This window comes from Chromobacterium sp. CCUG 30098, from assembly GCF_059916605.1.
In genome coordinates this window covers 1-18,832 of sequence record NZ_JAUCGS010000013.1, presented here as the reverse complement: position 1 = coordinate 18,832, position 18,832 = coordinate 1, and the positions used below count along the sequence as shown (strand labels likewise).

General features: G+C 65.0%; 16 protein-coding genes. 9 read left to right on the top strand and 7 right to left on the bottom strand.

Features of this window, described 5'->3' with window-relative positions:
- Positions 1-15 precede the first annotated feature (15 nt).
- On the bottom strand, positions 16-1,203 hold the full coding sequence (locus tag QUG03_RS21170) for an acyl-CoA dehydrogenase (RefSeq protein WP_227106762.1): 1,188 nt from the start codon (positions 1,201-1,203) through the stop codon (positions 16-18).
- Between the two features lie 161 nt (positions 1,204-1,364).
- Here QUG03_RS21170 and QUG03_RS21165 point away from each other — a divergent pair, with 161 nt between their 5' ends.
- Positions 1,365-2,132 (top strand): IclR family transcriptional regulator, encoded by a 768-nt coding sequence (locus tag QUG03_RS21165; RefSeq protein WP_227106760.1) that lies wholly within the window; start codon positions 1,365-1,367, stop codon positions 2,130-2,132.
- A 23-nt stretch (positions 2,133-2,155) separates the two neighbouring features.
- On the opposite strand, the gene QUG03_RS21160 is transcribed toward QUG03_RS21165, so the two are convergent.
- Positions 2,156-2,590, bottom strand: coding sequence for a CBS domain-containing protein (locus QUG03_RS21160; RefSeq protein WP_048414414.1), 435 nt, complete (start codon positions 2,588-2,590; stop codon positions 2,156-2,158).
- Between the two features lie 147 nt (positions 2,591-2,737).
- A complete protein-coding gene (argB, locus tag QUG03_RS21155) occupies positions 2,738-3,619 on the bottom strand; it encodes an acetylglutamate kinase (protein WP_107798050.1) in 882 nt (293 codons plus the stop codon).
- Positions 3,620-3,788: 169 nt separating this feature from the next.
- Here argB and QUG03_RS21150 point away from each other — a divergent pair, with 169 nt between their 5' ends.
- The 6 genes from QUG03_RS21150 (at position 3,789) to gabD (ending at position 13,030) form a co-directional block, all read left to right on the top strand.
- The gene (locus tag QUG03_RS21150) at positions 3,789-4,445 is read left to right on the top strand and encodes a TetR/AcrR family transcriptional regulator (RefSeq protein ID WP_107798049.1); all 657 of its coding nucleotides are present in this window, start codon (positions 3,789-3,791) and stop codon (positions 4,443-4,445) included.
- Position 4,446: 1 nt separating this feature from the next.
- On the top strand, positions 4,447-5,511 hold the full coding sequence (locus QUG03_RS21145; protein ID WP_500820920.1) for an efflux RND transporter periplasmic adaptor subunit: 1,065 nt from the start codon (positions 4,447-4,449) through the stop codon (positions 5,509-5,511).
- Between the two features lie 7 nt (positions 5,512-5,518).
- Positions 5,519-8,572, top strand: coding sequence for an efflux RND transporter permease subunit (locus QUG03_RS21140; protein WP_500820919.1), 3,054 nt, complete (start codon positions 5,519-5,521; stop codon positions 8,570-8,572).
- Between the two features lie 55 nt (positions 8,573-8,627).
- Entirely contained in the window at positions 8,628-9,938 is a 1,311-nt protein-coding gene (locus tag QUG03_RS21135) for a TolC family outer membrane protein (protein WP_500820918.1), read from the top strand.
- 291 nt (positions 9,939-10,229) lie between these two features.
- Positions 10,230-11,495, top strand: a complete 1,266-nt coding sequence (gene gabT / locus QUG03_RS21130; protein ID WP_107798045.1) for a 4-aminobutyrate--2-oxoglutarate transaminase — start codon at positions 10,230-10,232, stop codon at positions 11,493-11,495.
- Between the two features lie 74 nt (positions 11,496-11,569).
- On the top strand, positions 11,570-13,030 hold the full coding sequence (gabD, locus tag QUG03_RS21125) for an NADP-dependent succinate-semialdehyde dehydrogenase (RefSeq protein ID WP_107798044.1): 1,461 nt from the start codon (positions 11,570-11,572) through the stop codon (positions 13,028-13,030).
- Between the two features lie 67 nt (positions 13,031-13,097).
- Here gabD and QUG03_RS21120 read toward each other — a convergent pair whose 3' ends face one another.
- The 3 genes from QUG03_RS21120 to QUG03_RS21110 all read right to left on the bottom strand — a co-directional run bounded on the left by QUG03_RS21120 (position 13,098) and on the right by QUG03_RS21110 (position 15,751).
- The gene (locus tag QUG03_RS21120; RefSeq protein ID WP_107798043.1) at positions 13,098-14,546 is read right to left on the bottom strand and encodes a hypothetical protein; all 1,449 of its coding nucleotides are present in this window, start codon (positions 14,544-14,546) and stop codon (positions 13,098-13,100) included.
- A 78-nt stretch (positions 14,547-14,624) separates the two neighbouring features.
- The gene (locus QUG03_RS21115) at positions 14,625-15,356 is read right to left on the bottom strand and encodes a GNAT family N-acetyltransferase (protein ID WP_227106752.1); all 732 of its coding nucleotides are present in this window, start codon (positions 15,354-15,356) and stop codon (positions 14,625-14,627) included.
- Positions 15,357-15,367: 11 nt separating this feature from the next.
- Complete coding sequence (locus QUG03_RS21110) at positions 15,368-15,751, bottom strand: rhodanese-like domain-containing protein (protein WP_253315086.1); 384 nt, start codon at positions 15,749-15,751, stop codon at positions 15,368-15,370.
- Between the two features lie 91 nt (positions 15,752-15,842).
- Between QUG03_RS21110 and pdxR the strand changes: the two genes are divergently transcribed.
- A complete protein-coding gene (gene pdxR / locus QUG03_RS21105; protein ID WP_500820916.1) occupies positions 15,843-17,300 on the top strand; it encodes a MocR-like pyridoxine biosynthesis transcription factor PdxR in 1,458 nt (485 codons plus the stop codon).
- Positions 17,297-17,782 (top strand): 2-thiouracil desulfurase family protein, encoded by a 486-nt coding sequence (locus QUG03_RS21100; RefSeq protein WP_500820915.1) that lies wholly within the window; start codon positions 17,297-17,299, stop codon positions 17,780-17,782. Before pdxR ends, QUG03_RS21100 begins: the two co-directional genes overlap by 4 nt.
- 27 nt (positions 17,783-17,809) lie before the next feature.
- Here QUG03_RS21100 and QUG03_RS21095 read toward each other — a convergent pair whose 3' ends face one another.
- Positions 17,810-18,559, bottom strand: coding sequence for a carbonic anhydrase family protein (locus tag QUG03_RS21095; protein ID WP_107798039.1), 750 nt, complete (start codon positions 18,557-18,559; stop codon positions 17,810-17,812).
- Positions 18,560-18,832 lie beyond the last annotated feature (273 nt).

Below are 18,832 nucleotides of genomic sequence, written 5' to 3'. Positions count from 1 at the left end.
GGCCGCGCCGGCTTATCAGGCAAACGCCTGAATACCGGTCTGGGCTCGGCCCAGAATCAAGGCATGCACATCGTGCGTGCCTTCGTAAGTGTTGACCGCCTCCAGGTTCATCACATGGCGGATCACGTGGAATTCGTCGGCGATGCCGTTGCCCCCGTGCATATCGCGCGACAGCCGGGCGATGTCCAGCGCTTTGCCGCAGTTGTTGCGCTTGATCAGCGAGATCATTTCCGGCGCGGCCTTGCCTTCGTCCATCAGGCGTCCCACGCGCAGCGCCGCGTGCAGGCCCAGGGCGATCTCGGTCTGCATATTGGCCAGTTTCAGCTGGATCAATTGATTGGCGGCCAGCGGACGGCCAAACTGCTTGCGGTCCAGCGTGTACTGGCGCGCCGCGTGCCAGCAGAATTCGGCGGCGCCCAGCGCGCCCCAGGCGATGCCGTAGCGCGCCTTGTTCAGGCAGCCGAACGGCCCCTTCAAACCCTTGACGCCCGGCAGGATGGCGTCTTCCGGCACCAGCACGTCGTCCATCACGATCTCGCCGGTGATGGAGGCGCGCAGCGAGAACTTGCCGTGGATCTTGGGCGCGGACAGCCCGGCCATGCCCTTCTCCAGCACAAAGCCGCGGATTTCGTCTTCGTCGTCCTTGGCCCAGACCACGAACACATCGGCCTGCGGGCTGTTGGTGATCCACATCTTGCTGCCGTTGAGCAGATAGCCGCCGTCCACTTTGCGCGCCCGCGTCTTCATGCTGGCCGGGTCCGAGCCGGAATCCGGTTCGGTCAGGCCGAAACAGCCCAGCCATTCGCCGCTGGCCAGCCGCGGCAGGTATTTATCCTTCTGCGCGTCCGAGCCGTAAGCCCAGATCGGATGCATCACCAGGCTGGACTGCACGCTCATCGCCGAGCGGTAGCCGGAATCCACCCGCTCCACTTCGCGCGCCACCAGGCCGTAGGCCACGTGGTTGAGGCCGGCGCAGCCATAGCCTTCTATGGTGCAGCCGAGCAGGCCGAGCTCGCCCATCTCGTTGATGATTTCGCGGTCGAAGCGTTCTTCGCGGTTGGCGCTCAACACCCGCGGAAACAACTTGTCCTGACAGTAGTCATGGGCGCTCTGCTGCACCATGCGTTCTTCTTCGCTCAGGCATTCGGCCAAAAGCAAAGGATCGTCCCAGCTGAACGGCGCGCGACTGGAGGGGGCTGCCATAGGTTCTGTCTCCGCGTTACTTGTTCCGCATTGCGGAACTTGGTTTCACATTGCAGAATAGGCTAATCGTCGCCTGGACGGATGTAAAGCGTTTTTGCGAAACTCGACGCCCGCCCCCGGCGCGCAACCCAAGCGGAGGCTCACGAGACAAGATGGATTCAATGGATTTGGAAACGGACAAGGACAGGCTGTTCGTCACCGCGCTGGCGCGCGGACTGGAAGTGCTGGCGGCGTTTCGCCCCGGCGAACTGGCGCTGTCCAATCAGGAGCTGGCCAAACGCACCGGCCTGCCCAAATCAACAGTGTCGCGTTTGAGCTACACTCTGACCCGCCTGGGCTATCTGGCGCAGGACGAAGCCAGCGGCCACTACCGGCTGGGACTGGCGGTGCTGGCCTTGGGCTCCACGGTGCTCGCCAGCTACGACATCCGCCAAATCGCCGGGCCGCTGATGCGCGAGTTCGCGCTGGAGCAAGGCCTGTCCATCAGCCTGGCGCTGCGCGACGGCAGCGATATGGTGTATCTGGAAACCTGCCGCAGCCCGGCCCGCATTTCGGTGCAATTGACCGTGGGCTCGCGGGTGCCCTTGGCCACCACCGCCATCGGCCGCGCTTATTACGCCGGCTTGCCGGCGGCGGAGCAGCTCAAGCTGCAAGCGCTGCTGGCCGCGCGCTACGGCGCGGAGTGGCCGGAAATAGGCGCGCGCCTGGAGGAGGCCCGCCAGGCCTATCTGCGCCAGGGTTATTCAGCGTCTTTCGGAGAATACGAACCGGATGTGATGGCCGTGGGCGTGCACTTGGCCGTGCCCGGCCAGGCGCCGATGGCCTTGAACGCCAGCGGCCCGGCCTTCGCCTTGAGCGAAGGCGCGATGCGCGAACGCATCGCGCCGGCCTTGAAGGCCTTGCGTCAGCGGCTGGCGCCGCTGGGCTGAGCGCGCGGCTCCGTTCGCCGGGCTCAGGCGGACTGGATGTAATGGACCAGGTGGTTGATCACCTGCTCCTGCTCTTCGATGGTGGCGCGCACCAGGTCGCCGATCGACAACATGCCCATCACGTCGCTGCCTTCCAACACCGGCAGGTGGCGAATGCGCTTTTCCGTCATCAGGCCCATGCAGTCGTCCAACGTCTGGCTGGGCGTCACGTAGACCACGCGGCTGGTCATGATGTCGCGCACCTTGGTGCCGGCCGAGGTGCGGCCCTGCAATACGATGCGCCGCGCGTAGTCTCGCTCGGAGAAGATGCCGACGATGCCGCCCTCCTCCATCACCAGCACCGCGCCGATGTCGTTTTCCGCCATCACCTGCAAGGCCTGGAACACCGTGCTGTCCGGGTTCACGTAGACCAAGGCTCGGTTTGGCTTGCTGTCCAACAACTGTCTTACCGTTTGCATGCATGTCCCCTTTCAAACCGGCAATCCGGCCGTTCCCGTGGCCCCGCCCGCCGCTTGGCGACGCGGACGAGCGCCTACCAATCCACTATAGCGCAGGCTGCGGCGCCTCGGTAAGCGCGCGGCGCCCTGCCGGGGCGGAGCCTCGCCTCAAGCCCGGATCATGGTGCCGACGCCGGCGTCGGTCAGGATCTCCAGCAATAGCGCGTGCGGCACGCGGCCATCGATGATGTGCACCGCGTTGACGCCGTTGCGCGCCGCGTCCAAGGCCGAGCTGATCTTGGGCAGCATGCCGCCGTGTATGGTGCCGTCGGCGAACAATCCGTCCACCTGCTGCGCCGACAGCCCGGTCAACAGCTTGCCGTTCTTGTCCAGCACGCCCGGAGTATTGGTCATCAGCACCAGTTTTTCCGCGCCCAGGGTCTCCGCCAGCTTGCCGGCCACCAGATCCGCGTTGATGTTGTAGGCCTCGCCGTCTTCGCCAACGCCTATCGGCGCCACCACCGGGATGAAGTCCTGACTGTCCAGCAAGGACACCAGCGCCGGATCGATGCTGGAGATTTCGCCCACCTGGCCGATGTCGATCTCATCGTCGGTCTCGGACTTCAAATACATCTTGCTGGCGCGAATGAAATGTCCGTCCTTGCCGGTCAGGCCCACGGCCTTGCCGCCGTGCTTGTTGATCAGAGACACGATTTCCTTGTTCACCAGGCCGCCCAGCACCATTTCCACCAGGTCCATGGTGTCCGAGTCGGTCACGCGCATGCCCTGGATGAACTCGCCCTGCTTGCCAACGCGGTTCAGCAGCTCGTTGATCTGCGGTCCGCCGCCGTGCACCACCACCGGGTTGATGCCCACCAGCTTGAGCAACACCACGTCCTTGGCGAAGCCCTCTTTCAAAGCCGCGTCGGTCATCGCGTTGCCGCCGTACTTGATGACCAGGGTCTTGCCGGCGAAACGGCGGATATAGGGCAGGGCTTCGGCAAGAATCAGGGCTTTTTCTGCTGCATCGGTCGGCACGGCGTTCTCCATGGTTGCGCCGGGCCGTTGCCGGCCGGCGAGATGACGGTTCTGACCCAATGGTCTGATCTGTTGCATTTTAATCAAGCTTGTTAATGAACTGTGATTTATTAATTGCAGAACAACGGCATTGTGCAATACAGTCCACATCATTAATGAACCAGAATTCAGCTATATCGCCATGGCCCAAGCCCCCGCCTCGCGCTGGCAGCGCAAAAAAGACGCCCGCCCCAGCGAAATCCTGGACGCCGCGCTGGCCCTGTTCGTAGAGAAAGGCTTCAGCGCCACCAAGATGGAAGACATCGCCCGCGCCGCCGGCGTGACCAAGGGCACGCCCTATCTGTACTTCCAGAACAAGGAAGAAATCTTCAAGGCCATGGTCCGCCACCATCTGTCCAGCCGTCTCGGCGCCTTTGTCGAACTGGAGCAGCAACACACCGGCCCGGTGGGCGAGCTGCTGCAGATTCTGCTGCTCAAATGGTGGGACGAAGTGGGCGCCACGCCCGCCGCCGGCCTGTGCAAGCTGGCCATCGCCGAAGCCACCAACTTTCCGGAGCTGGCGCGCTTCTACACCACGGAAGTGATCTCGCCCTGTCTGCGCATGGTCGAGCACATTCTGCGCCGCGGCATGGACAGCGGGGAATTCCGCGTCCTGCCCATCGCCAGCAGCAGCGACGCCCTGCTGGCGCCGCTGGTGATGGCGATGACCTGGGCCCACTCCTTCGCCAAGGTGGTGCCCGATGTCTGCGGCTACTCGCATCAATACTCCCGCGCGCACCTGAGCGAAGCCCTGCAGTTGGTGCTGCAGGGCCTGAAGAATCCCACCTACGAGAATTGACATGAAAACTGCCGCTCATTGCCTCTGGCTGGGCATCGCCAGCCTGACCCTCGCCGCCTGCAGTAAGCCGGAGGCGCCGCCGGAAGCGCCGCGCCCGGTCCGCTACGTGGTGGCCGGCGCCGCCGCCCAGCAGCAGGGCGACAGCTACGCCGGCGAAATCCGCGCCCGCCACGAGACCAATCTGGCCTTCCGCGTGGCCGGCAAGGTGGTGGCCAAGCTGGCCAATAGCGGTGACCGGGTGAAGAAAGGCCAGATGCTGGCGCGGCTGGACCCCAGCGACTACGCGCTGGACCTGTCGGCCAAACAAGCTCAACTGGCCGCCGCGCAGTCCGATCTCGGCCAGCAGGAACTGAATCTGAAACGCTACCGCGAGCTGCTGGCCAAGCAGTTCGTCAGCCAGTCCCAGGTGGACGGCCAGCAAAACGCGGTCAACGCCGCCCGCGCCAAGGTGGACCAGGCCAGGGCCCAGCTGGCCGCCAGCCGCAATCAGACCGGCTACACCAGCCTGGTGGCGGACGCCGACGGCGTGCTGAGCCAGATGGCCGCCGAACCCGGCCTGGTGGTAGCCGCCGGCCAGCCGATGGCGCGTCTGTCCCAGGACGGCCCGCGCGAGGCCGCGATCCAGGTGCCGGAAAACGCGCTGGACAAGGTGCGCCGCGCCGGGCGGTTCCAGGTGCGCTTGTGGAACGGCGGCGCGCCGATGACGGGCACGCTGCGCGAACTGGCAGCCGACGCCGACCCGGCCACCCGCACCTATCCGGCGCGCGTCGCCATCAGCGGCGATTCCAGCCGCCTGCAACTGGGGATGACCGCCAGCGTCGCGCTGCCGGACGCCGCCGACGCGCAGATGCGGCTGCCGCTGACCGCGCTGCTGGACGAGCAGGGCAAGCACTATGTCTGGCTGATCGCCGCCGACGGCAAGGTCGCCCGCCGCGCGGTGACGGTCAGCCGCGTCGACGCCGACTCCGCCACCTTGTCCCAGGGCGTGCAAGCGGGCGACAAGATCGTCACCGCCGGCATCCACCTGCTGCGCGACGGCCAGGCCGTGAAACTGTTGGAGCGCTGAGACGGCCATGAAAAAACTGAACCTGTCGGAATGGGCGCTGCGCCACCAGTCGCTGGTGCGCTATTTGATGGTGATGCTGATGCTGGCCGGCGTCTGGGCTTACACCCAGCTGGGCCAGAAGGAAGACCCGGAATTCACCTTCAAGGCCATGCTGGTGCAAGCCTACTGGCCCGGCGCCGGCACGCTGGAAATGGAACAGCAGGTCACCAACAAGCTGGAGGAGAAGCTGCAGGAAATGGGCGAAATCGACTTCGTCCAAAGCTATACCAAGCCCGGCGAGAGCCTGTTGCTGATTTCGGTGCGCGAGGACGTGCCGCCCAAGAACGTGCAGCAGCTCTGGTATCAGGTGCGCAAGAAGATAGGCGATATCCGCGCCACCCTGCCGGCCGACATCCAGGGGCCCTTCTTCAACGACGAGTTCGGCGACACCTTCGGCAATATCTACGCCTTCGCCGGCGACGGCTTCAGCTACGAGGAAGTGCGCCAATACCTGGAGGATGCCAAGCGCGAGATCCTGCGCGTGCCGGACGTGGCCAAGGTCAGCCTGCTGGGCGTGCAGGAGCAGCGCGTCTACGTGGACCTGTCCACCGCCAAGCTGGCTTCGCTAGGCCTGGACACCGGCGCGATCTGGAAAGCCTTGCAACAGCAAAACGCGATGACGCCGTCCGGCGTGTTCGAAACCGCCAGCGACCGCATCTGGGTCCGTCCCACCGGCAACTACGCCAGCGTGGAGGCCATCGCCGCCACCCCGGTCACCGTCAACGGCAAAACCTTCCGCCTCGGCGACATCGCCACGGTCAAACGCGGCTATATCGACCCGCCGCAAAATACCATGCGCTTCAACGGCAAGCCGGTGCTGGGCATGGCCATCACCATGAAGGCCGGCGGCGACGTGCTGCGCCTGGGCAAAAACCTGGACGAGGCCATGCGGCAGATCCAGTCCAAGATGCCGGTGGGTCTGGAGATCCACTCGGTATCGGACCAACCCAAGGTGGTCAAGAACGCGGTGAGCGAATTCATGCGTTCTCTGGTGGAGGCGGTGGTCATCGTGCTGGCGGTCAGCTTCTTCAGCCTGGGCCTGCGCACCGGCATCGTGGTGGCGCTGTCCATCCCGCTGGTGCTGGCGATGACCTTTCTGGCGATGTATTTCTTCAACATCGACCTGCAACGCATCTCGCTGGGATCGCTGATCATCGCGCTGGGCCTGCTGGTGGACGACGCCATCATCGCGGTGGAAATGATGGCGCTGAAACTGGAGCAGGGCTGGAGCAAATTCCAGGCCGCCACCTTCGCCTACACCAGCACCGCCTTCCCGATGCTGACCGGCACCCTGATCACCGCCGCCACCTTCCTGCCGGTGGGCATAGCCAAGTCCAACGCCGGCGAATACGTATTCAGCCTGTTCGCCGTGGTGGGCATCGCGCTGGTGCTGTCCTGGATCGTCGCGGTGGTGTTCACCCCCTATCTGGGCTACAAGCTGCTGCCGGAAAACCTGCAACACCACGAGGCGCACGATGTCTACGACAAGCCGTTCTACCGGCGCTTCCGCCGAGTGGTGGAGTGGTGCCTGGAGCGGCGCAAGACCGTGATCGCGCTGACGCTGGCCGCCTTCGTGCTGTCCTTGCTCGCCTTCAAATTGCTGGTGGCCCAGCAATTCTTCCCCTCCTCCAACCGGCCCGAGCTGATGGTGGACATGTGGCTGCCGCGCGGCGCCAGCCATCAGGCCACGGAGCGCGAAGTGGAAAAACTGGAAGCGCTGCTCAAGCGCGACCCGGACATCGTCAGCGTCACCAGCTACGTGGGCAGCGGCAGTCCGCGCTTCTATCTGCCGCTGGATCAGCAGCTGCAGCATCTGAACTACGCGCAGCTGATGTTGATGACCCGCGACGAACATGTGCGCGAAGACGTGAAGAAACGGCTGGAAAAGCTGTTCGACAACGACTTCCCCAATGTCCGCGGCCGGGTGACCCGGCTGGAAAACGGCCCGCCGGTGGGCTACGCGGTGCAATTCCGGGTAATGGGCGAGGACCACGCCAAGGTGCGCGCCATCGCCGCCCAGGTGGAGGCGCTGATGCGCGCGCATCCGTCCACCCGCCAGGTCAACATCAATTGGGGCGAGCAGGTGAAGGCGCTGCGCATCCGCATCGATCAGGACAAGGCGCGCGCGCTCGGCCTGTCCTCGCAGCAATTGTCCCAGCAATTGCAGATGCTGATTTCCGGCGCCGCCGTCACCAGCTTCCGCGAAGGCGACCAGGCCATCGCCATCGTCGCCCGGCTCAATCCGGACGAGCGCAAGAACGTCGCCGGCCTCGGCAATTTGATGATACAAACCGGCAGCGGCCGCTTCGTGCCGGTGTCGCAAATCGGACACATCGAATACCAGCCTGAGGAAAGCATCATCTGGCGGCGCAACCGCCTGCCCGCCATCACCGTGAGCGCGGACCCGGCGGAAGGCGCCCAGGGCGCGGACATCTCCCGGCAGTTGCAGCCCAAGATGCAAGAATTGGAGCGGACGCTGCCGCTGGGCTATCACATCGAAACCGGCGGCAGCATGGAGTCCAGCGCCAAATCGCAAAAAGCCATCGCCGCGGTGGCGCCGCTGATGCTGGTGGTGGTGGTGACCCTGCTGATGTTGCAGTTGCACAGCGTGCAGCGCACCATCATGGTGCTGCTGACCGCGCCGCTGGGCATGATAGGCGTGACGCTGACCCTGATCTCCTTCAGCGCGCCCTTCGGCTTTGTCGCCATGCTGGGGGTGATCGCGCTGTCCGGCATGATCATGCGCAACTCGGTTATCCTAGTCGATCAGATCGAGCACGATATTCGCGACGGCATCGATCCCTGGCATGCGATTGTCGGCTCCACAATTAGACGTTTTAGGCCTATCATGCTGACGGCATTGGCGGCGATCCTGGCGATGATCCCGCTGAGCCGCAGCACGTTCTGGGGACCGATGGCCGTGGCCATCATGGGCGGGCTGCTGGTGGCCACGGTGCTGACCCTGCTGTTCCTGCCGGCGCTGTACGCGCAATGGTTCAAGATACGGCGGCCTCAGGCCTGACGGCGCCTTGCCGCCACACACAAGCACACAAAACAAACCGAGCAAATAAACACCAATGAACAAGACCCGATTCCGCTCGCCCCTGCTGGGCAGCCTGTTGCTGCTGGGCTTCGCCCTGCCGGTCCACGCTTTCGACCTGGTGGAAGCCTGGCGCGCCGCCCGCGACTACAACGCCGACTTCGCCGCCGCGCGCTCCGACCTGGACGCCGGCCGCGAAAAAGCGCCGCAGGGCCGCGCGCTGCTGATGCCCCAGGTCGGCGCCACCGCCAATTACAATTACACCAATCCGATCGCGCCGGCCGGCCAGGGCCGTTACGACTCCACCACCTACGGCGTCAATCTGCAGCAGCCGCTGTTCGACGTGGGCAAATACACCGGCTATCAAAAAGGCAAACTGGCGACGCAGCAGGCGGAAACCAGCTTCAGCGCCGCCGAACAGCAGCTGATCCTGGACACCTCGCAGGCCTATTTCAACGTGCTGCTGGCCAAGGACACCCTGTCCGCCACCAGCGCCAGCAAGAAAACCTTCCAGCAACAACTGGAGCAGGCCAAGACCGCCTTCGAAGTGGGCACCGCCACCATCACCGACACGCACGAGGCTCAGGCCGGCTACGACGGCGCGGTGGCCCAGGAAATCAAGGCGATCAACAGCCTGGAGCTGGCGGAAAACAATCTGCGCCGCATCACCGGGCTGGACCCCAAGACCATCCAGCCGGTGCTGGACAAACTGCCGCTGGAACTGCCGACCCCGGCCACGCTGGAAGCCTGGATCGGGCTGGCCCTGCGCAACAGCCTGAGCATCAAGACCGCCGAGCAGGCGCTGGAGATCGCCGACAAGAACGTCACCGAGAAAAAGGGCGGCCACCTGCCGGTGATCAGCCTGACCGCCGGCTACAGCGACACTCAGACCCGCGCCCCGATGCAGCAGCCGCACACCCGCGGCAGCAGCATAGGCGTCGGCGTCACCCTGCCCCTGTTCGCCGGCGGCGGCATCAATTCGCAAGTGCGCGAGGCGGCGGCGCAGCAGGAGTCCGCCAAGGACAAGCTGGAAGCCACCCGCCGCCAGGTGCGCGAAGACGTGCGCCGCACCTTCCTCGGCGTCACCAACGGCGCGGCGCTGGTGCGGGCCCAGGAGCAACTGCTGATCTCGGCCAAGAGCAAGGTGGAATCCACCCGCCTGGGCAAGGAGGTCGGCATCCGCACCAATATCGATCTGCTGCAGGCCGAGCAGGCTTACTACTCGACGCTGACCAGCCTGGCCACCGCCAAGTACGAGTATCTGATCGCGCGGCTGTCCTTATCCCAGGCCGCCGGCCAGCTGGATAGCGAGGTGCTGGGCAAGGTCAACGCCGTCATCCGCCGTTAAATCCGCTTCTCCGCGGCCATGCCAACCGGCATGGCCGCCGCCTTCTTCCGCTGCTTTCCGCCCCTCTCCCTCCCCCGCTGACGTCCACGCAACAGGTGTTTAATTTTTTAGGGCATGTGTAGCTTTTTGCTAAACACGAACATAGAATGCCTGAGATGGTCAGACAGCAATAATGAAAGCAAAAACCACGGAGCGGCAACCGGCGCCATGACAGACCGGCCCCGTTCCGACACCGATTCGCGGCGGCCCGTCCGATGCGGCGCCGACCGCACAACGTCGAGGAGAGAGCAGATGAGCAATAAGGATTTGATGCAACGCAAGGCCGACGCCACCCCGCGCGGCGTGGGCGTCATGTGCGGCTTCTTTGCCGAGCGCGCCAAGAATGCCGAAGTCTGGGATACCGACGGCAAACGCTACATCGACTTCGCCGGCGGCATCGGCGTCTTGAACACCGGCCATCTGCACGACAAGGTGCAGGCCGCGGTGGCGGAACAACTGTCCCGCTTCAGCCACACCTGCTATCAAGTCGTTCCCTACGAATCCTATATCCGCCTGACCGAACGGCTGAACCAGCTGACCCCGGGCCAGCACGCCAAGAAAACCGCGCTGTTCACCACCGGCGCCGAAGCGGTGGAAAACGCGGTGAAAGTGGCGCGCGCCGCCACCGGCCGCGCCGGCGTCATCGCCTTCGGCGGCGCCTTCCACGGCCGCACCCTGCTGGGCATGGCACTGACCGGCAAGGTGGCGCCGTACAAAGTTGGCTTCGGCCCCTTCCCCAGCGACGTCTATCACGCGCCCTATCCCAACGCGCTGCACGGCGTGTCCGTGGAAGACTCCCTGCACGGTCTGGAAAAGCTGTTCAAATACGATGTCGATCCCAAGCGCGTCGCCGCCATCATCTTCGAACCGGTGCAGGGCGAAGGCGGTTTCTACGCCGCGCCCAGCGAATGGGTGGTGCAGCTGCGCAAGATCTGCGACGAACACGGCATCCTGCTGATCGCCGACGAGGTGCAGTCCGGCTTCGCCCGCACCGGCAAGCTGTTCGCGATGGAACACTACCCGGTGCAGGCCGACCTGATCACCATGGCCAAATCGCTGGCCGGCGGCTTCCCGCTGTCCGCGCTGACCGGCCGCGCCGAACTGATGGACGCTCCGGCGCCCGGCGGCCTAGGCGGCACCTATGCCGGCAACCCGCTGGCGGTGGCCGCGGCGCTGGCGGTGATCGACGTCATCGCGGAAGAAAAGCTGCTGGAGCGCGCCAACCGTCTGGGCGAGCTGCTGAAGGAAAAACTGCACGGCCTGAAAAGCGCGGTGCCGCAGATCGCCGAAGTCCGCGGACTGGGCGCGATGCTGGCGGTGGAGTTCAATCAGCCCGGCAGCCCGCAGCCTGACCCGGACTTCGCCAAGAAAGTGCAGACCAAGGCGCTGGAATCCGGCCTGATCCTGCTGACCTGCGGCGTCTACGCCAACGTGGTCCGTTTCCTGTTCCCGCTGACCATAGAAGACGCGGTGTTCGAAGAAGCCCTGGCCAAGCTGGAAGCCGCACTCAAAGCTTAAGCGCCAGTTCAAAGTCCAAGGCCCGCGCCGCCCGGCGCGGGCCTTATCCGACATCTTCCGCGTTGGAGAGCCGCATGTTGAATTTGAAAGACCCCTCGCTGCTGAAACAGCAGTGCTATGTGAACGGCGCCTGGCTTGACGCCGACAACGGCGAAACCATCCCGGTGAGCAACCCGGCCACCGGCGAAATCATCGCCAGCGTGCCCAAGATGGGCAAGGCCGAAGCCGAGCGCGCCGTGGCCGGCGCGGCCGAGGCCTTCCTCGTCTGGAAGCGCAAGCCGGCGAAAGAACGCGCTGCCCTGCTGCGCCGCTGGTTCGATCTGGTGATGGCGAACCAGGATGATCTGGCCGTCATCCTCACCTGCGAACAGGGCAAGCCGCTCTCGGAAGCCAAGGGCGAAATCGCCTACGGCGCGTCCTATATCGAGTGGTACGCCGAAGAAGCCAAGCGCCTGTACGGCGACACCATCCCCTCTCCCGGCGCCGACAAACGCATCCTGGTCAACAAGGAGCCGATAGGCGTGACCGCCGCGATCACGCCGTGGAACTTCCCCAATGCGATGATCACACGCAAAGCGGCCCCGGCGCTGGCCGCCGGCTGCCCGATGGTGGTGCGCCCGGCCAGCCAGACCCCGCTGTCCGCCTTGGCCCTGGCGGCGCTGGCCGAGCGCGCCGGCATTCCCGCCGGCGTGTTCTCGGTGCTGACCGGCGGCTCCAGCGAAATCGGCGCGGTGCTGACCGGCAGCGACACCGTGAAGAAATTCTCCTTCACCGGCTCCACCGAAGTGGGCCGCAAGCTGATCGCCCAATGCGCGGACACCGTCAAGAAAGTGTCGATGGAGCTGGGCGGCAACGCGCCCTTCATCGTCTTCGACGACGCCGACCTCGACGCCGCGGTGGAAGGCGCCATCATCTCCAAATACCGCAACGCCGGCCAGACCTGCGTCTGCGCCAACCGGCTGCTGGTGCAGGACGGCGTCTACGACGCCTTCGCCGAGAAGTTCGCCGCCGCGGTGGCCAAGCTCAAGGTGGGTAACGGCCTGGAAGCCGGCGTCACCCAGGGCCCGATGATAGACATGAACGCGGTGAGCAAAGTGGAAGAGCACATCGCCGACGCGCTGGCCAAGGGCGGCAAGCTGGTGGCCGGCGGCAAACGCCACGCGCTGGGCCACAGCTTCTTCGAGCCGACCGTGATCACCGACGTCACGCCGCGGATGAAGGTGGCCAAGGAGGAAACCTTCGGCCCGCTGGCGCCGCTGTTCCGCTTCCACAGCGAGGCGGAAGCGATCCAGATGGCCAACGACACCGAGTTCGGCCTGGCCAGCTACTTCTACGCCCGCGACATCGGCCGCATCTTCCGCGTGTCCGAGGGTCTGGAATACGGCATGGTGGCGGTCAACACCGGCATCCTGTCCAACGAGGCCGCGCCCTTCGGCGGCGTCAAGCAATCCGGTCTGGGCCGCGAAGGCTCCAAGTACGGCATTGAGGACTATCTGGAAATCAAATACGTGCTGCTGGGCGGCATCGACCAGTAAAGCGCCGCGCCAATGCGAAACGGGCTGGAAATCCAGCCCGTTTTTTTTGACCACTTCAGCCCTGCACCTAGTGGAACTTGGCCAAGGTCTCCGACAAGGGGATGCCGGCCTCTTTCAGGCATTCCGCCAGATCGCGCCAGGCCTCGTCGCGCTCAGGCGCCACGTCCGGCGTCACCAGCCACGGCGCGTGCGCGGCGGACTCCTCGCGACCGCGCAGGCGGAAGCCCACCTCATAACCCTGCAATTCCGGCTGGTATTCCGCCACCGCCTCCAGTTCCTGCACTCCGCCGGCGCTCGCGGCCAGCAGCGCCGCGGTCACGCCCAGGCGCTTACGGTTCCAGGCCCGCACGCCGGTCTGCACCGCCTCCCACCAAGGCAAGGGCGCGAACAGCTCGGCCTCGCCGTATTCCATCTCGGCCCCCACCGCCTGCTGCACCAGCGGCATCGCCGCGTCCAGCGCCTTGCGCGCCAGACGGCGCGCCTGCTCCGGCGGCAAAGCGCCGCGCTCCACCAGGAAGGGAATCCAGGCCAGCACCAATTGCGGCTCGTTGGTCTTGCGCGCCGCCTCGTAAGTGGCGCGCGAGGAGTCCGGGTCCAGCGGCGCGAAATCGCAGCCGGCGTCCATCACCGGCGCCAATTGCACCAAGTCCTGGCAGGCGCGCTCGTTCAGCATCTCCAGCGTGAACAAGGTGGGAGAAATCCACAATATCGACTGCTCCGGCACCTCCAGCGCGTCCGCCAGCGCCACCTCCAGCCGCTCCAGCTGCGGGAAATGCCACCACACTCCGCCCTGGGCGCGTGAAAACGCGAACGGCAAAGCCCACAGCTCGAACGACACCACGGCGCCGTCCTTGCGCATCACCTCGGGGAAGGCGATCGCGTCGCGCGCGCAATTCACCAGCAACTGCCTCGCGGCCGGCTGGGACAACAGCGCCAGCTGCGATTCGGTGAACACCGCCTGATCGCCGGCCGCCAGCGCCATCTGCACCTCGCCCGCCAGCTGCGCCCGGTCCATAGGCTGATCCACCGCGCGCCGCGCCAGTTCCACCAATTGGTTCACCGCGCGGCCGCGCTCCGCCGGCGGCAGCGGCTCGGTGGGGCCGGCGCGCATCTCGCGCGGCACCGGGCCGGCGGCTTCGCGGTCGGCGTAGGCCTTGTGCAGGCGCTGATAAGCCTGCATCGCCTCGTCGCAGATCGCCTGCAACTGGCCCACGGTCGGCATCTCGTCTTCATTGCTGAAGTTGAAGTCGAACAAGCGCAGACGCAGATTGCAGACATAGACCGTCACATTGTCCGCCTCGTCGAACAGCATGGCGCTGACCAGGCCTTCCCGCTCGCGGCCGGGAAAGTCGGTGTCGTCGTCGCCAAGCAGGCGGCAGACAAAAGCCGGCGTTTCCGTGTGAATCAGGTACTCGGAACCTTCCAGGCCCTGATCGTCGACGGCATCACCAAAAATGAAGCGGTTGGGCAAGAACGGCTCGCCCTTGATGCGGGCATTACGCGGCAGGGATTTCATCTGGCAAGCAAATCTATTCAATAAATCAAACACTCATTGTACCTGCCTAGCGGGGCGGCTTGAAGTCCGCCGGCAAAATCAATCCCCGTCCCGCCATTGCGCCAGCGTCCGGCGCTGCCCGCCCGCCGCGTCGAAGTTGTCCGCGGACAACCAGGCTTCGAAGCCTTGCCGCAAGGCCGGCCACTCCTGATCCAGGATGGAAAACCAGGCGGTGTCGCGATTGCGCCCCTTGTAGACCATGGCCTGCCGGAACACGCCTTCGAAGCGGAAGCCCAGCCGCTGCGCCGCTCGCTGCGAAGGCAGGTTCAGCGCGTCGCACTTCCACTCATAACGGCGATAGCCCAGCTCAAAGGCCTGGCGCATCAACAGATACATCGCTTCCGTCGCCGCCGGCCGACGCTGCAGCAAGGGCGAGAAATTCAGATGCCCGACTTCGATGCAGCCCATGGCCGGATCGATGCGCAGATAGGCGGCCACGCCTAGCGCCTCCCCGCTGACCGCGTCCACGATCGCGTAAAAATGCGGATCGCGCCGCCATTGCTGCTCGGCCAGCCAGCCGTAGTAGTCGGCGTAATCGGCAAACGGCCCGTAACTCAGATAAGTCCAATTGCGCGCCTCCGCGTCCGCGCCCATCGCCGCGAACAAAGCGGGACCGTGCCGCTCCGCCTGCAACGGCTCCAGCCGGCAGAAGCGCCCCTGCAGATCCGTCTTAGGCGGCCAAGCCGCCTCGCGCCAGTCGGCCACCGGCCATCCCACCGCCTGCCCCAGAGCGTTGGCCTCGCCCGCCTGCGCCATGCCCGTTTCCAACATCGCTGCCCCTTTCAGCATGCGCAGGACACGGCGACGCCGGCGCGCGCCGTGGTCGCGTAGCCATCGCGCACCCACCAATCCAGGCCGCCTTGCAGTTCGCGCACATTGAAGCCGAGACGCGCCAGCTTCAAAGCGCCCTTGGTCGACGCGTTGCAGCCTATGCCGTCGCAGAACGACACCAGGACCGCATCCTTGGGCAAATGCGCGGTGCTCCCCTCATCCATGGTCCGGTGCGGCACGGACACGGCGCCGGGCAGGGTTTCCTTGCGGAAGGCCTCTTCCGCGCGGGCGTCGATCAGAACCAGTTTCTCCCCGGCTTGCAAGGCGCTCCAGACATCGGCCGCGTCCATCTCGTACGCCAGCTTGGCGGCGTAAAAATCCTGCTGACTCAACATTTTTTTCTCCTGCGGCTCTGGGAATGCTGTTAGCCTAAGCGACAAGTCATACCCCAAACAGTGCCACCATGCAAAATCCGAAGGAACCACTTTGTCCGCCGAGTGGTTGATCGATTTCCTGCGTCAGCGCTTGCAACGCCAGGGCGCGGAAAGTTTGGCGCGCCAGCTCTACCGTTTATTGCGCGAACTGATCCGCGCCGGTCAGCTGGCCGGCGGCGCGCCCTTGCCCGCCAGCCGCGCGCTGGCGGCGGAGCTGGCGCTGGGCCGCAACACCATTCTCAACGCCTACGAACAACTGGCCGCCGAAGGCTATCTGGAAAGCCGCCACGGCTCCGGCACCTATGTCGCCGCCCTGTTCAGCCCCAGCGCCTCGCCGCCTCTGCGCGCTCCGCAACACCCGGGGCTGTCTCAGCGCGGCCAACGCGTCTCCGGGCAGTGCTCGCTGCCCACCGGGCTGGCCGGCGCCTTCGCCCCCGGCACGCCGGAACTGAAGCAGTTCCCCCACGCCCAGTGGCAGCGTTGCCTGCAACACCATATCCAGCGTCCGCAACTGGATCATCTTCATTATCGCCACGACGGCGGCCTGCCCGAGCTCAAGCGTTCCCTCAGCCAATACCTGTATCTATCGCGCTCGGTTCGCTGCCAGCCGGAGCAAATCGTCATCATCCAGGGCGCGCAACAAGGGCTGGAATTACTCGCCCGGCTATTGGCCGACCCCGGCGACGCCGCCTGGGTGGAGGACCCCGGCTATAGCGGCGCGCAAGCCGCGCTGCGCGCGTCGGAATTGGACATCGTCCCGATCCCGGTCGACGCTCAGGGCATGGCCCCGACGCCCGCGCATCAGGCCGCGCCGCCGCGCCTGATTTACATCACGCCGTCCCACCAATACCCGACCGGCGTCGTCATGTCGCTGGCGCGGCGGCTCGCGCTGCTGCAATTAGCCAAACAGCACGACAGCTGGATCATCGAGGACGACTACGACAGCGAATTCCGCTACGCCACCCACCCCATCGCCTCCCTTCAAGGCCTGGCCGACAGCGAACGCGTCATTTATCTCGGCACCTTCAGCAAAGTGATGTTTCCGGCGCTGGGTCTGGGCTATCTGATCCTGCCGGAAGAATTGGTGGAACCGTTCCGCCGCGTGCAGGCGCGCTTGTACCGAGAAGGCAATTATCAGGTGCAGGCGGCCTTGGCCGATTTCATCGAACAAGGCCATTTCGCCCGCCACATTAAACATATGCGCGAACTCTACCAACTGCGGCAACAACTGCTGCGCGGCACCCTGCAGCGCGCCTTGGGAGACGCGCTGCCGCTGTCCGCAGGCGAAGCCGGCCTGCACTTGGTCGCGCAACTGCCCGCCGGCTTCGACGAAGAGGAACTCAGCCAGGCCGCCGCCCGGCAGCAACTGTGGCTGCGCCCGCTGGCCAAGCACTTCATCGGACGGCCGGACCGCAGCGGGCTGGTGCTGGGCTACGCAGGCGTGGAGGAACAAGAACTTCACGCCGCCGCGCTCAAGCTGGCGGCGCTATTGGAAACGCGATGGAAATGAAACCGACTTTGCTGGTCAGCGCCTGCCTGCTGGGGCAGCCCGTGCGCTACGACGGCCAGGCCAAACCGCTGGCTGAACGGGACTGGGCGCGATTGCGCCGGGATTTCACCCTGATCTCCGCCTGTCCCGAATGCATGGGCGGGCTGCCCACGCCTAGGCCGGCGGCGGAACTGCGCGGCGGCGACGGCGCGGCCGCCTTGCGCGGCCAGGCCACCGTGGAAGCCGCCGCAGGCGAAGACGTCAGCGCCGCCTTTCTGCGCGGCGCCCAGGCATGCCTGCGTCTGGCGCAAGCCCATGGCTGCCGACAAGCGCTGTTGAAAGCCAACAGCCCCTCCTGCGGCACGCGCCGCATCTACGACGGCGAGTTTTCCGGCACGCTCAAGGACGGGGAAGGCGTGGCCGCCAGCCTATTGCGGCAGGCCGGCATCGAGGTCTGTTCGGAGGAAGACATGGCGGAACGGCTGAGAGCGCCGGCGAGCTGAACGCCGCCGGCCCCCTATCGACGGCGCTTACAGAAACTCGAGGCGGCCGCCGCTCAAATGGTACATGGCGCCGGCGATCTTGATCCGGCCCTCCTTCTCCAGCTTGGCCAGCACATCGCTGCGCTTGCGGATCTGATCAATGGTATGCAGCACATTGCTGCGCGCCACCGCGTCGACAAACTCCGCGTTCTTGCTGCTGCGCTCGCCCTCGTAGCGGGTCTGCGCAATCGCCGGGCGGATGCGCGCCAGCAAGCCGGTCAGATTGCCCAGCTCCACATGGTCTATCGCCCCCTTGATCGCCCCACAGGCGGTATGCCCCATCACCAGCACCACCTTGGCGCCGGCAACCGCGCAGGCGAACTCCATGCTGCCCAGCAAGTCGTCATTCACCACATTGCCGGCCACCCGCGAATTGAAGGTGTCACCTATGCCGGCGTCCATCACAATTTCCGCCGGCGCGCGCGAGTCTATGCAACTGAGCACCACCGCGGCGGGGTATTGCCCCTCGGCGCTGGAACGCTTTTGCGCCAGGTAATCGTGCTGCATCGGCTTGCCGGTGCGGAAACGTTCATTGCCCTTGGCCATCTCCGCCAGCACCTGCTCCGGCGTCATCGCATCCCGCTGCGTCTTGCTCAAAGACGCCGCGTAAGCCACGCCGTTCACGCCCCCGTTGGCGCCGATGGCAAATAGCGCCGCCGCGCCCAGCGCGGTTTTCATCACCGTCCGCCGGCCGATGGTTTCGCCGCAATGGCCTTCCCGACACAGATGCTCGCTCATTCGCGTCCTTTCCTAGTGCAGTGGTATAAAGTTTTTTAATTTTATTCAGTAACTATTTATTTAGATGATCACCGTCGACTTAGTTCATCAAACCCGCAATTAAGACATGGGTATGGCGTTTGCCGCATCGGCACCCAACAACAAGCCAGGAAAAGAGAAGGAAAACGGAAGATAATGGAGAAGCGGCGGCTCCGTCCGGACGCAACAAAGCCTCCCTTTGGGGAGGCTTCCGTGTCGCCGTTCAACAGCACAATGCATAAAGCCCAGCTCGAT

Coding starts and splice junctions, on each gene's coding strand:
- QUG03_RS21170 (WP_227106762.1), bottom strand. CDS start 1,203: ATGGCAGCCCCCTCCAGTCGCGCGCCGTTCAGCTGGGACGATCCTTTG.
- QUG03_RS21165 (WP_227106760.1), top strand. CDS start 1,365: ATGGATTTGGAAACGGACAAGGACAGGCTGTTCGTCACCGCGCTGGCG.
- QUG03_RS21160 (WP_048414414.1), bottom strand. CDS start 2,590: ATGCAAACGGTAAGACAGTTGTTGGACAGCAAGCCAAACCGAGCCTTG.
- argB (WP_107798050.1), bottom strand. CDS start 3,619: ATGGAGAACGCCGTGCCGACCGATGCAGCAGAAAAAGCCCTGATTCTT.
- QUG03_RS21150 (WP_107798049.1), top strand. CDS start 3,789: ATGGCCCAAGCCCCCGCCTCGCGCTGGCAGCGCAAAAAAGACGCCCGC.
- QUG03_RS21145 (WP_500820920.1), top strand. CDS start 4,447: ATGAAAACTGCCGCTCATTGCCTCTGGCTGGGCATCGCCAGCCTGACC.
- QUG03_RS21140 (WP_500820919.1), top strand. CDS start 5,519: ATGAAAAAACTGAACCTGTCGGAATGGGCGCTGCGCCACCAGTCGCTG.
- QUG03_RS21135 (WP_500820918.1), top strand. CDS start 8,628: ATGAACAAGACCCGATTCCGCTCGCCCCTGCTGGGCAGCCTGTTGCTG.
- gabT (WP_107798045.1), top strand. CDS start 10,230: ATGAGCAATAAGGATTTGATGCAACGCAAGGCCGACGCCACCCCGCGC.
- gabD (WP_107798044.1), top strand. CDS start 11,570: ATGTTGAATTTGAAAGACCCCTCGCTGCTGAAACAGCAGTGCTATGTG.
- QUG03_RS21120 (WP_107798043.1), bottom strand. CDS start 14,546: ATGAAATCCCTGCCGCGTAATGCCCGCATCAAGGGCGAGCCGTTCTTG.
- QUG03_RS21115 (WP_227106752.1), bottom strand. CDS start 15,356: ATGTTGGAAACGGGCATGGCGCAGGCGGGCGAGGCCAACGCTCTGGGG.
- QUG03_RS21110 (WP_253315086.1), bottom strand. CDS start 15,751: ATGTTGAGTCAGCAGGATTTTTACGCCGCCAAGCTGGCGTACGAGATG.
- QUG03_RS21100 (WP_500820915.1), top strand. CDS start 17,297: ATGAAACCGACTTTGCTGGTCAGCGCCTGCCTGCTGGGGCAGCCCGTG.
- QUG03_RS21095 (WP_107798039.1), bottom strand. CDS start 18,559: ATGAGCGAGCATCTGTGTCGGGAAGGCCATTGCGGCGAAACCATCGGC.